Raw genomic sequence first — 12,530 nt, forward strand, 5'->3', positions numbered from 1 at the left:
TTATTTCAATAAATCAGGTGATAAGTGTGTGTCTTCTGGTTTGACAAATTGGCACCCCAGAAGAGCAGCGATGTCCTCGCCAAAGTTGAAGGTGAAGACGTCGTAAGCAGATTTTCCTTGAAACTCTTCTCGTTTCAAGGAATTGACATGGGAAATGACTAGATTGACGTCTTTCTGAGTCAGCTGGTCAAAGGAAGTGCCCTTGGGAAGAATGGCTCGCAAAACTGTATGGTTCTTCTCAATCCGCCCCTTCTGGTCAGGACGGCTAGGGTCGCAGAAGTAGAGGTGAGACTTCCCATCAATGTCTCGCTCAAGCTCCTCCACATAGGAGAACTCAGATCCGTTGTCCGTGAGAATGACAGGGAACAGCTGATGGAACGCAACCCCTCCGTCCATGACTCTTTCTTTCAAAGCTGCGAATTTAGTGGCGACCTCCAGAGCGGTCTTGTTGTTCAAAAGCAAGGCGAAGAGGAAGTTGCAGAAGGAAACGTTGAAGGTGAGTAGCACCTTTCCACCAGGTCTGCCGATGACCGTGTCCATTTCCAACCATTTGAAGAAATCATCTGTTTCTCGTAACTCTTGGAAATCTTGGTAGGTTCGCCCAATTTTTAGCTCTTTGGGAATAGCTACTTTTCTGGATTTTCTGCGTTCCTTGAACTTGACCATCCGAGGAAAATCAATGGGCTTGGCTGTCAGATATCCCAGCTTGGCATGCCGATACACCGTAGCTTTCGACACAGGTAGGTTATGTGTCTGAATGATATGGTAGATGCTTTGTTTCTTCTGGATGCCTTGGGTTAAGACCTTATCCATCTGATAAAAACTTTCCTTGTTTAGGGGGATGCCCTGTCTGGATTCCCTCAACATAGTCTCGTACTGTTCCTGTGCCTTTTTCGCGTAGTAAAGATAGCGGTTAAACCCACAATCCTTCCTCTTTTTTGGACAGTTGTTACAGACATAAGGAGCTTTTTTGAGAAGAGGGCAATCCGTGCAATCAGATTTGACGGATATTGGATGCATGATGCGATTGCGCTTGATTTACTTTGAAATCGTTGACGGGTCTTTTCCCATCTTCTCAGCGATGGAACGGAAAGTTTCTTGTTGACCGATTCAAGTTTGGATGTCAATACGGTCTTCTAGAGTGAGATGTTTTTGTTTTTTCGGCATGAGGTACCTCCTCACGAAAAGTCTCAGACTTAATTCTAGCATAATTCGTCGTCTGAGAGTAACTTCCAGTTTTGGGAGAGAGATGGAAGTTACTTTGAGAAGTTACGTAATTTTTTATAGGAAAAGATTTTGTCAAAAAATCGTTAATCCTCTTGAAAAATCTAGCGAAATAGGGTATAATATGAGTGATCATTTGTCGTAGGTTTTGTCTGAAATATTGTCCAGACAAGGCTCACAGCAGTTAAATCTTCTGAAAAAGTCAGATTTAGCTGCTCTTTTTGTGCTTTTTTTCAGGATTTTGAGTACTTGTAACAAAGACTTAAAGATTCTGAAAATTTGTCAAGAGGACACGGTGATAGGGGTTTTACAACCATATGACGATTAGAAAAGCCTGATTGACAAGGCTTGGAACTTATTTACAAAGGAGAATCATCTTGGCAGGACATGACGTTCAATACGGGAAACATCGTACCCGTCGTAGTTTTTCAAGAATCAAAGAAGTTCTTGACTTACCAAATTTGATTGAAATTCAAACTGACTCATTCAAAGCTTTCCTAGACCACGGTCTTAAGGAAGTGTTTGAAGATGTATTGCCAATTTCAAACTTCACAGATACAATGGAGTTGGAATTTGTTGGATATGAAATCAAGGAACCAAAATACACGCTAGAAGAAGCACGTATCCACGATGCTAGCTACTCAGCACCAATTTTTGTAACCTTCCGCTTGATCAATAAAGAAACAGGCGAAATCAAGACTCAAGAAGTATTCTTTGGTGATTTCCCAATCATGACAGAAATGGGTACTTTCATCATCAATGGTGGTGAACGTATCATTGTATCTCAGTTAGTCCGCTCACCAGGTGTTTACTTTAACGATAAAGTTGATAAAAACGGTAAAGTGGGCTACGGTTCAACTGTTATTCCTAACCGTGGAGCTTGGTTGGAACTTGAAAGTGACTCAAAAGATATCGCCTACACTCGTATCGACCGTACTCGTAAGATTCCATTTACGACCTTGGTTCGTGCGCTTGGTTTCTCAGGTGATGATGAAATCTTTGATATCTTTGGTGACAGCGAATTGGTTCGTAACACTGTTGAAAAAGATATCCACAAGAACCCAATGGACTCTCGTACCGATGAAGCCTTGAAAGAAATTTACGAACGTCTTCGTCCAGGTGAACCTAAGACTGCTGAAAGCTCACGTAGCTTGCTTGTAGCTCGTTTCTTTGACCCACGTCGCTATGACTTGGCAGCAGTTGGTCGCTACAAGATCAATAAAAAACTCAATGTAAAAACACGTTTGCTCAACCAAACCATTGCAGAGCCATTGGTAGACCCTGAAACAGGAGAAATCTTGGTAGAAGCTGGTACAATCATGACTCGTAGCGTGATTGAAAGCATTGAAAGCTATTTGGATGGCGACTTGAACAAGATTGTCTACATTCCAAATGATGCAGCGGTTGTGACTGAGCCAGTTGTTCTTCAAAAATTCAAGGTTGTTGCTCCAACTGATCCAGATCGTGTTGTAACGATTATCGGTAATGCCAATCCAGATGACAAGGTTCGTATCGTCACTCCTGCAGATATTCTTGCTGAGATGAGCTACTTCCTCAACTTGGCTGAAGGACTTGGCCGTGTAGATGATATCGACCATCTTGGAAACCGTCGTATCCGTGCGGTTGGTGAATTGCTTGCTAACCAAGTACGCCTTGGACTTTCTCGTATGGAACGTAATGTTCGTGAACGTATGTCTGTTCAGGACAACGAAGTCTTGACACCACAACAAATCATCAACATCCGTCCTGTAACAGCTGCAGTTAAAGAATTCTTTGGTTCATCACAGTTGTCACAGTTCATGGACCAACACAACCCGCTTTCTGAGTTGTCTCACAAACGCCGTTTGTCAGCCTTAGGACCTGGTGGTTTGACTCGTGACCGTGCTGGATATGAAGTACGTGACGTGCACTACACTCACTACGGTCGTATGTGTCCAATCGAGACACCTGAAGGACCTAACATTGGTTTGATCAATAACTTGTCATCTTACGGACACTTGAACAAATATGGTTTTGTTCAAACACCATACCGTAAAGTTGACCGTGAAACAGGTGTTGTCACGAACGAAATCGTTTGGTTGACAGCCGATGAAGAAGATGAATATACTGTAGCGCAGGCTAATTCTCGTCTGAATGAAGATGGAACATTTGCTGAGAAAGTTGTCATGGGACGTCACCAAGGGGTCAACCAAGAGTATCCAGCTAATGTTGTTGACTACATGGATGTTTCACCAAAACAGGTAGTTGCCGTTGCGACAGCATGTATTCCTTTCTTGGAAAACGATGACTCCAACCGTGCCCTCATGGGAGCCAACATGCAACGTCAGGCTGTTCCGTTGATCAATCCTCAAGCACCTTACGTTGGTACTGGTATGGAATACCAAGCAGCCCACGACTCTGGAGCTGCTGTGATTGCTCAGTATGATGGTAAAGTTACCTATGCAGATGCTGACAAGGTAGAAGTTCGTCGTGAAGATGGTTCATTGGACGTTTACCACATCCAAAAATTCCGTCGTTCAAACTCAGGTACTGCCTACAACCAACGTACGCTTGTTAAAGTTGGCGATGTCGTTGAAAAAGGCGATTTCATCGCTGACGGACCTTCTATGGAAAATGGAGAAATGGCGCTTGGACAAAACCCAATCGTTGCCTACATGACTTGGGAAGGTTACAACTTCGAGGATGCCGTTATCATGAGTGAACGCTTGGTTAAAGACGATGTCTACACATCTGTTCACCTTGAAGAATACGAATCAGAAACGCGCGATACAAAGCTTGGGCCTGAAGAAATCACTCGCGAAATTCCAAATGTTGGGGAAGATGCCCTTAAAGACCTTGACGAAATGGGTATTATCCGTATCGGTGCTGAGGTTAAAGAAGGCGATATCCTTGTAGGTAAAGTAACACCTAAGGGTGAGAAAGACCTTTCAGCTGAAGAACGTCTCTTGCACGCTATCTTCGGAGACAAATCTCGTGAAGTACGTGACACTTCTCTTCGTGTACCACACGGTGCCGATGGTGTCGTTCGTGATGTGAAGATTTTTACACGTGCAAATGGAGATGAGTTGCAATCAGGTGTTAACATGCTGGTTCGCGTTTACATCGCTCAAAAACGTAAGATCAAGGTCGGAGATAAGATGGCCGGACGTCACGGAAACAAAGGGGTTGTTTCTCGTATCGTTCCTGTAGAAGACATGCCTTACCTTCCAGATGGAACTCCAGTCGACATCATGTTGAACCCACTTGGGGTGCCATCACGTATGAATATCGGTCAGGTTATGGAGCTCCACCTTGGTATGGCGGCTCGTACTCTTGGTATCCACATTGCAACACCAGTCTTTGACGGAGCAAGTTCTGAAGACCTTTGGTCAACTGTTAAAGAAGCAGGTATGGATAGTGATGCTAAAACAATCCTTTACGATGGACGTACTGGTGAACCATTTGATAACCGTGTGTCAGTTGGTGTCATGTACATGATCAAACTCCACCACATGGTTGATGATAAATTGCACGCGCGTTCAGTTGGACCTTACTCAACCGTTACTCAACAACCACTCGGAGGTAAAGCTCAGTTTGGTGGACAACGTTTCGGTGAGATGGAGGTTTGGGCTCTTGAAGCCTACGGTGCCTCAAATGTCCTTCAAGAAATCTTGACTTACAAGTCTGACGATATCAACGGACGTTTGAAAGCTTATGAGGCTATTACAAAAGGAAAACCAATTCCAAAACCAGGTGTTCCAGAATCCTTCCGAGTTCTTGTCAAAGAATTGCAATCTCTTGGTCTTGACATGCGTGTTCTTGATGAAGATGACCAAGAAGTGGAACTTCGTGACTTGGATGAAGGAATGGACGAAGATGTCATCCACGTAGATGATCTTGAAAAAGCCCGCGAAAAAGCAGCACAAGAGGCTAAAGCAGCCTTTGAAGCTGAAGAAGCTGAGAAAGCAACGAAAGCGGAAGCAACAGAAGAAGCTGCTGAACAAGAATAAGCAGTTCACTTAGAATAGAAAGGGAAGAAATAGTGGTTGATGTAAATCGTTTTAAAAGTATGCAAATCACCCTAGCTTCTCCAAGTAAAGTCCGTTCATGGTCTTATGGAGAAGTCAAAAAACCTGAAACAATCAATTACCGTACCTTGAAACCAGAACGTGAAGGACTCTTTGATGAAGTTATCTTTGGTCCTACAAAAGACTGGGAATGTGCTTGTGGTAAGTACAAACGCATTCGTTACAGAGGGATTGTTTGTGACCGTTGTGGGGTTGAAGTAACGCGTACGAAAGTTCGTCGTGAGCGCATGGGGCACATCGAGTTGAAAGCTCCTGTATCTCATATCTGGTACTTCAAGGGGATTCCAAGCCGTATGGGCTTGACCCTTGATATGAGCCCTCGTGCTCTCGAGGAAGTTATCTACTTTGCGGCTTATGTGGTGATTGATCCTAAGGATACACCACTTGAGCACAAGTCTATCATGACAGAGCGCGAATATCGTGAGCGCTTGCGTGAGTATGGTTATGGATCATTCGTTGCCAAAATGGGTGCCGAAGCCATCCAAGACCTTTTGAAACAAGTAGATCTTGAAAAAGAAATTGCTGAACTCAAAGAAGAGTTGAAAACAGCGACTGGACAAAAACGTGTCAAAGCTATCCGTCGTTTGGATGTTTTGGATGCCTTTTACAAGTCTGGAAATAAACCTGAATGGATGATTCTCAACATCCTTCCGGTTATTCCACCAGATCTTCGTCCAATGTTGCAGTTGGATGGTGGTCGTTTTGCTTCATCTGACTTGAATGACCTTTACCGCCGTGTTATCAACCGTAACAACCGTTTGGCTCGTTTGCTTGAGTTGAATGCACCAGGTATCATCGTTCAAAATGAGAAGCGTATGCTTCAAGAAGCGGTTGACGCTTTGATTGACAATGGTCGTCGTGGTCGTCCAATCACAGGACCAGGTAGCCGTCCACTGAAATCATTGAGTCACATGCTTAAAGGTAAACAAGGACGCTTCCGTCAAAACTTGCTCGGTAAACGTGTTGACTTCTCAGGACGTTCCGTTATCGCCGTTGGCCCAACTCTTAAGATGTACCAATGTGGTGTGCCACGTGAAATGGCGATCGAGCTCTTTAAACCATTCGTGATGCGTGAAATCGTTGCCCGTGATATCGTGCAAAACGTCAAAGCGGCTAAACGCTTGGTGGAACGCGGAGATGAGCGTATCTGGGATATCCTTGAAGAAGTGATTAAAGAACACCCAGTACTTTTGAACCGCGCACCTACCCTTCACCGTTTGGGTATCCAAGCCTTCGAGCCAGTCTTGATTGATGGTAAGGCTCTTCGCTTGCACCCACTTGTCTGTGAAGCCTACAATGCCGACTTTGACGGGGACCAAATGGCCATCCACGTACCACTTTCAGAAGAAGCTCAAGCAGAAGCTCGTATCTTGATGCTGGCTGCTGAGCACATCTTGAACCCCAAAGATGGGAAACCAGTTGTTACTCCATCTCAGGACATGGTTTTGGGTAACTACTACTTGACCATGGAAGAAGCTGGTCGTGAAGGTGAAGGAATGGTCTTCAAAGACCGTGACGAAGCGGTTATGGCTTACCGTAATGGTTATGTTCACCTCCACTCACGTGTTGGTATTGCAACAGACAGCCTCAACAAACCCTGGACAGAAGAGCAAAAACATAAAGTCTTGCTTACAACAGTTGGTAAAATCCTCTTCAACGACATCATGCCAGAGGGGCTACCATACTTGCAAGAACCAAACAATGCTAACCTGACAGAAGGCGTTCCAGCTAAATACTTCTTGCCACTTGGTGGAGATATCAAGGAAGCAATCAGCAATCTTGAACTTAACCCTCCATTCAAGAAGAAAAATCTTGGAAATATCATTGCTGAAATCTTCAAACGTTTCCGTACTACAGAAACTTCTGCCCTACTTGACCGCATGAAGAATCTCGGTTACCACCACTCAACTCTTGCAGGATTGACAGTAGGTATTGCCGATATTCCAGTTGTTGATGACAAGGCTGAAATCATTGAAGAATCGCATAAACGTGTAGAACAAATCACAAAACAATTCCGTCGTGGTATGATCACAGACGATGAGCGTTATAATGCTGTTACAGCTGAATGGCGTGCTGCCCGTGAAAAACTAGAGAAACGTTTGATTGCCAACCAAGATCCTAAGAACCCAATCGTTATGATGATGGACTCTGGAGCCCGTGGTAACATCTCAAACTTCTCACAGCTTGCCGGTATGCGTGGTCTGATGGCTGCTCCGAACGGACGTATCATGGAATTGCCAATCCTTTCAAACTTCCGTGAAGGTTTGTCAGTACTCGAAATGTTCTTCTCAACTCACGGTGCGCGTAAAGGTATGACCGATACGGCCCTTAAGACAGCCGACTCAGGTTACTTGACTCGTCGTTTGGTTGACGTTGCCCAAGACGTTATCATCCGTGAGGACGACTGTGGAACAGACCGTGGTCTCTTGATTCGCTCTATCGCAGAAGGAAAAGAGATGATCGAGTCTCTTGAAGAACGTCTCAACGGTCGTTACACTAAGAAAACTGTTAAACATCCAGAAACTGGTGCAGTTATCATTGGTCCAAATGAGTTGATTACAGAAGACAAGGCGCGTGAAATTGTGAATGCTGGTGTGGAAGAAGTGACTATCCGCTCTGTATTTACATGTAACACTCGTCACGGTGTCTGCCGTCACTGTTACGGTATCAACTTGGCGACTGGTGATGCGGTTGAAGTTGGTGAAGCAGTTGGTACAATCGCTGCTCAATCTATCGGGGAACCTGGTACACAGCTTACAATGCGTACCTTCCACACGGGTGGGGTTGCCTCAAATACCGATATCACTCAGGGTCTTCCTCGTGTCCAAGAAATCTTTGAAGCCCGCAATCCTAAAGGGGAAGCGGTTATCACAGAGGTTAAAGGACAAGTTACTGCTATCGAAGAAGATGCCTCAACTCGTACTAAGAAAGTCTTTGTTAAGGGCGAAACTGGCGAAGGTGAATACGTCGTACCATTTACAGCTCGTATGCGTGTCGAAGTTGGAGACCAAGTAGCGCGTGGTGCTGCTCTTACAGAAGGTTCTATCCAACCAAAACGTCTCCTTGCAGTTCGTGATGTCTTGTCAGTTGAAACTTACCTTCTCGGTGAAGTACAAAAAGTTTACCGTAGCCAAGGGGTAGAAATCGGTGACAAACACATCGAGGTAATGGTTCGTCAAATGATCCGTAAAGTCCGTGTCATGGATCCAGGTGACACAGATCTTCTTATGGGGACTCTCATGGATATCAATGACTTTACAGATGCTAACAAAGATGTCCTTATCGCAGGTGGAGTTCCAGCGACTGGTCGACCAGTCCTTATGGGAATTACCAAAGCCTCACTTGAAACCAACAGTTTCTTGTCAGCAGCTTCCTTCCAGGAAACAACTCGTGTCCTTACTGACGCAGCTATCCGTGGTAAGAAAGACCATCTCCTTGGACTCAAGGAAAATGTTATCATCGGTAAGATCATCCCAGCAGGTACTGGTATGGCCCGTTACCGTAACCTTGAACCACATGCTATCAACGAAGAAGAATACCTTAACCCTCCAGTAGAGGAAGAAGGAAATGAAGAAACAACAGAAGTAGTTGTGGATACTGCCGTTGAAACTGTGGAAGAAACAGTGGAATAAAAGAAATGAGAGAGCCTTAGGGTTCTCTTTCTCTTTTCTGAAAACTTTCTCCCTTTTTCCATGAAATGTGGTAAAATAAAAGAAAGAAGCTGACAAAGGAGACGGGTATGGAACAAACATTCTTTATCATTAAACCAGATGGTGTAAAAAGAGGGCTAGTTGGTGAAGTGTTGAAACGCATCGAACAACGTGGGTTTACAATCGAAAAATTGGAGTTGCGTACAAAGATTTCAGAAGAGCTGATTGACCAGCACTATCAGGACTTGGTTGGTCAAAGTTTTTACCCACCGATTCGTGAATTCATGACTTCAGGCCCAGTTCTTGTGGGTGTCATTTCTGGTCCTAAAGTAATCGAAACTTGGCGGACTATGATGGGTGCTACTCGTCCAGAAGAAGCTTTACCAGGGACTGTTCGAGGTGATTTTGCAAAAGCGGCTGGTGAAAACCAAGCTATTCAAAATATTGTACATGGTTCAGATTCAGAAGAGTCAGCTAAGCGAGAAATTGCTCTTTGGTTTTAAGAGTGGATTGGCTCAATCAATTGGTTAAAAGCTCATTTGAATAGAAAGTATAGTCAATTAGTTTAAGACATGACGCATGATATCAAACTATTTAGTCTGTGATATTGTGCTTTTTTGATTTCAAATTTATATTCTTCCAAAATCTCTTCAAATCACGTCAGTTCTATCTCCAACTTAAAAACAGTGTTTTGAGTAACCTGCGGCTAGCTTCCTAGTTTGCTCTTTGATTTTCATTGAGTATTAGTCTCTCATGTTTGTTTAGCGTCTTAAAAAGACATTTGAGAAGATTAGAAACAGTTCTCTCTTTTCTCCTAGTATAATGATTGGTAGGAAGGGAGAGAAAAGATGAAATCAATGAGAATCTTATTTTTGTTAGCTTTAATTCAAATCAGTTTGAGTAGCTGTTTCCTATGGAAAGAATGCATCTTGTCCTTTAAACAAAGTACAGCTTTTTTCATCGGAAGTATGGTCTTCGTTTCAGGAATCTGTGCTGGAGTAAATTATCTTTATACCCGTAAGCAAGAAGTCCATAGTGTCCTAGCCAGTAAGCAGTCAGTGAAGCTTTTTTACAGTATCCTGCTCTTAATTAATTTGTTAGGAGCTGTCCTTGTTTTGTCAGACAACTTGTTCATCAAAAATACGTTGCAGCAAGAATTAGTTGACTTTTTATTGCCATCCTTCTTTTTCCTATTTGGACTAGATTTGCTGATTTTTTTACCCTTGAAAAAATACATGCGCGATTTGCTTGCTATGCTAGACAGAAAAAAGACAGTGTTAGTGACTATTTTAGCAACACTTCTCTTCTTAAGAAATCCAATGACTATTGTCTCACTTCTGATGTATATTGGACTGGGTTTGTTTTTTGCAGCCTATCTTGTCCCAAATTCGGTTAAGAAGGAAGTTTCCTTTTATGGTCATATTTTCCGAGATCTTGTATTGGTCATTGCTACGCTCATTTTCTTTTAGAGAAAGCTTGTTTTTATGGATGTTATGATGGTAAGTTTAGCAGGAAAATAGACACAAAAGAAAAGTTTTTGGTATAATAAGAATATGTACACAAAAAATGAAGAAGAACTGCAAGCCTTAGGGGAGCGTTTAGGTCATCTATTAGAAAAGAATGATGTTTTAATCTTAACTGGAGAACTGGGCGCAGGTAAAACGACCTTTACTAAAGGACTTGCAAAAGGCTTACAGATTTCTCAGATGATTAAAAGTCCAACCTATACTATTGTGAGAGAATATGAGGGGCGTCTTCCGCTTTACCATTTAGATGTTTATCGTATTGAGGGAGATGCGGATTCCATTGATTTGGATGAATTTCTCTTTGGTGGAGGCGTGACTGTTATTGAGTGGGGGCATCTTTTAGGTGATGCTTTACCAGATACTTATTTAGAATTGGAAATTCTAAAAGAAGCAGATGGACGCCGTTTAAATTTTCAGGCAAAGGGATTGCGTGCTGAGAAATTGTTAGAGGAGCTTCAACATGGAGTATGAATTGCTCATCAGGGAAGCGGAGCCTAAAGATGCAGCTGAATTAGTGGCCTTTTTAAATCGTGTGAGTTTGGAGACAGACTTTACCAGCCTAGACGGAGATGGTATTCTCTTGACCAGTGAGGAGATGGAAATATTCCTCAACAAGCAGGCTAGTTCGGACAATCAGATAACCTTACTTGCATTTTTAAATGATAAAATTGCTGGTATTGTAAATATTACAGCTGACCAGCGCAAGAGAGTCCGTCATATTGGAGATCTCTTCATTGTGATTGGAAAAAGATATTGGAATAATGGCTTGGGAAGTTTGTTGCTAGAAGAAGCGATAGAATGGGCACAGGCTAGTGGCGTTCTGCGTCGTCTCCAGCTGACTGTCCAAACTCGTAATCAAGCAGCAATCCATCTTTATCAAAAGCATGGCTTTATAATCGAAGGTCGCCAAGAGCGTGGGGCATATATAGAAGAAGGGGAATTTATCGATGTTTACTTGATGGGTAAACTGATAGATTAGTAGAAATATGGTTAAAAAAATTATTGGAATGGTATTAGCTTTTCTAGCTGTGACAGTTTTAGGTGTCGGTGTTTTTGCGTATACTATTTATCAGCAAGGCACACAAACCTTATCAAAGACCTATAAAAAAATCGGAGAAGAAACCAAGGTTATTGAAGCAACAGAACCTTTGACCATTCTGTTAATGGGGGTTGATACTGGGAATGTAGAGCGTACAGATCAGTGGGCTGGAAATAGTGATTCCATGATTCTCTTGACTGTCAATCCACATACTAAGAAGACCATGATGCTGAGTTTGGAGCGTGATATCCTGACTAAAATTCAACATAAAGATGGTAGTATTGAAGAAGCGAAGTTAAACGCTGCCTATGCTGGTGGCGGTGCAGAACTTGCTATAGAAACAATTCAAAAGATGATGAATATCCATATCGATCGCTACATTATGGTTAATATGCAAGGATTGCAACAATTAGTCGATGCAGTGGGTGGAATTACGGTCAATAATACACTAGGTTTCCCGATCTCTATCAGTGACCAAGAAGAATTTAACACCATTTCTATCGGTGTTGGAGAGCAGACAATAAATGGAGAAGAAGCGCTTGTTTATTCACGCATGCGTTATCAAGACCCAGAAGGAGACTACGGTCGTCAAAAGCGTCAGCGTGAAGTCATTCAAAAAGTTGTTGAAAAAGTTCTTAGCTTGAATAGTGTTAGTCACTATCAGTCTATCTTAAAAGCCCTAAGTACTAATATGCAGACTAATATTGATTTATCTGCGAAAAGTATTCCAAGCTTGTTGGGCTACAAAGATTCATTTAAAACCATTGAAACACAACAGTTGAAGGGTGAAGGGGAGATGCTACAAGGCGTTTCTTATCAAATTGTTACGAGAAACCATATGTTGGAAATGCAGAATCTTTTGAGACGTTCTTTAGGACAAGAAGAGATTACTCAGCTTGAAACAAATGTTGTCTTATTTGAAGATTTATTTGGACGAGCACCTGTTGGTGACGAAGATAATTAATTTTCTTGATATAAATAAAAAAATCAATCGTGGGAAATTTCCTGCGATTTTTTCAAAAAA

7 protein-coding genes and 1 pseudogene are annotated in these 12,530 nt (G+C 42.6%); 7 read left to right on the plus strand and 1 reads right to left on the minus strand.

The window, feature by feature from the left end:
• Window positions 1-1,110, minus strand: a pseudogene (locus ACAM22_RS01110) (IS30 family transposase).
• A 491-nt stretch (window positions 1,111-1,601) separates the two neighbouring features.
• Here ACAM22_RS01110 and rpoB point away from each other — a divergent pair.
• The 7 genes from rpoB to ACAM22_RS01145 all read left to right on the plus strand — a co-directional run bounded on the left by rpoB (window position 1,602) and on the right by ACAM22_RS01145 (window position 12,470).
• On the plus strand, window positions 1,602-5,213 hold the full coding sequence (gene rpoB, locus ACAM22_RS01115; protein ID WP_261023953.1) for a DNA-directed RNA polymerase subunit beta: 3,612 nt from the start codon (window positions 1,602-1,604) through the stop codon (window positions 5,211-5,213).
• A 32-nt stretch (window positions 5,214-5,245) separates the two neighbouring features.
• Window positions 5,246-8,923: a DNA-directed RNA polymerase subunit beta' gene (gene rpoC / locus ACAM22_RS01120; protein ID WP_000228746.1), complete on the plus strand. Its 3,678-nt coding sequence runs from the start codon at window positions 5,246-5,248 to the stop codon at window positions 8,921-8,923.
• A gap of 107 nt (window positions 8,924-9,030) precedes the next feature.
• Window positions 9,031-9,444 (plus strand): nucleoside-diphosphate kinase, encoded by a 414-nt coding sequence (gene ndk, locus ACAM22_RS01125; RefSeq protein WP_261053461.1) that lies wholly within the window; start codon window positions 9,031-9,033, stop codon window positions 9,442-9,444.
• Window positions 9,445-9,789: 345 nt separating this feature from the next.
• Window positions 9,790-10,410: a hypothetical protein gene (locus tag ACAM22_RS01130; protein ID WP_049520987.1), complete on the plus strand. Its 621-nt coding sequence runs from the start codon at window positions 9,790-9,792 to the stop codon at window positions 10,408-10,410.
• A gap of 84 nt (window positions 10,411-10,494) precedes the next feature.
• Window positions 10,495-10,938: a tRNA (adenosine(37)-N6)-threonylcarbamoyltransferase complex ATPase subunit type 1 TsaE gene (tsaE, locus tag ACAM22_RS01135; protein WP_261053473.1), complete on the plus strand. Its 444-nt coding sequence runs from the start codon at window positions 10,495-10,497 to the stop codon at window positions 10,936-10,938.
• Window positions 10,928-11,446 (plus strand): GNAT family N-acetyltransferase, encoded by a 519-nt coding sequence (locus tag ACAM22_RS01140; protein WP_261053474.1) that lies wholly within the window; start codon window positions 10,928-10,930, stop codon window positions 11,444-11,446. Before tsaE ends, ACAM22_RS01140 begins: the two co-directional genes overlap by 11 nt.
• 7 nt (window positions 11,447-11,453) lie before the next feature.
• Complete coding sequence (locus ACAM22_RS01145; RefSeq protein ID WP_261053475.1) at window positions 11,454-12,470, plus strand: LCP family protein; 1,017 nt, start codon at window positions 11,454-11,456, stop codon at window positions 12,468-12,470.
• The last annotated feature ends 60 nt before the right edge of the window (window positions 12,471-12,530 follow it).

The organism is Streptococcus sp. SN-1, from assembly GCF_041154385.1.
GTDB classification, from domain to species: domain Bacteria; phylum Bacillota; class Bacilli; order Lactobacillales; family Streptococcaceae; genus Streptococcus; species Streptococcus mitis_CT.

What these genes read in the sequence shown, in the direction of transcription:
- ACAM22_RS01145 (WP_261053475.1), top strand. Translation starts at nt 11,454, where the DNA reads ATGGTTAAAAAAATTATTGGAATGGTATTAGCTTTTCTAGCTGTGACA.
- ACAM22_RS01140 (WP_261053474.1), top strand. Translation starts at nt 10,928, where the DNA reads ATGGAGTATGAATTGCTCATCAGGGAAGCGGAGCCTAAAGATGCAGCT.
- ndk (WP_261053461.1), top strand. Translation starts at nt 9,031, where the DNA reads ATGGAACAAACATTCTTTATCATTAAACCAGATGGTGTAAAAAGAGGG.
- tsaE (WP_261053473.1), top strand. Translation starts at nt 10,495, where the DNA reads ATGTACACAAAAAATGAAGAAGAACTGCAAGCCTTAGGGGAGCGTTTA.
- ACAM22_RS01130 (WP_049520987.1), top strand. Translation starts at nt 9,790, where the DNA reads ATGAAATCAATGAGAATCTTATTTTTGTTAGCTTTAATTCAAATCAGT.